Consider the following 753-nt stretch of genomic DNA (forward strand, 5'->3'; position numbering starts at 1 on the left):
CGTGCAGGTCGTCTGCCTCGACCGGGACTGGGACGGGCAGATTGCAGGCCTGCCGGACGGCGCCGTCGAGAGCCRCACATTGCCGCAGCACCTTGCCTACGTGATCTACACGTCAGGCTCCACCGGACAGCCCAARGGCGTGGGCAACACGGTGGAGGGTCTGCGCAACCGTCTGCTATGGTTTAAGTCCACGTTCGCTGAAGACAGGCCCGTTGCTGTCGCGGGCAAGACGARTATTGGTTTTKTRGACTCCGTCACGGAGACCCTGGGAGCCCTGGTCCTTGGCGGCCGGCTGGTTGTGATGAGCACCCAGGCTCTGCTCGATGTGTCCTTGTTTGCCGAGTTTATCGAACAAAACCAAATCACGCATATMGTCGTTGTGCCYKCATTGCTGCGGCATATGCACAGTGTCGAATTGCCGTCGCTTTCTTCATTGCGCGTAATCATCACCAGTGGCGAGCATCTGCCCGGGGAGCTGATCAGGAAGAGTCTCGGCCTATGGCAGCATATACGTCTGTTTAATTTTTATGGCTCCTCGGAGGTGAACGGGGACTCAAGCTTTACCCAATGCAAGATCGAGAATGCGGATTTTGCTGGTTCAAGCATCGGCCGTCCGATCTCGAACACGCAGATCTACATACTCGACGGTCACCGGCGTCCTGTTCCGGTTGGGGTTGCCGGCGAGCTCTACATTGGCGGTACAGGGGTTGCGCGCGGTTATCTGAACAAGCCGGAACTGACGGCCGAGAAGTT

1 protein-coding gene is annotated in these 753 nt (G+C 58.0%); it reads left to right on the top strand.

The features are described from left to right. The coding region (locus AC1DNW_RS35425; protein ID WP_477855814.1) for an AMP-binding protein at positions 1-753 on the top strand (753 nt) is incomplete at both ends.

The sequence above is a fragment of the Rhizobium sp. 05L429 genome (assembly GCF_056397645.1).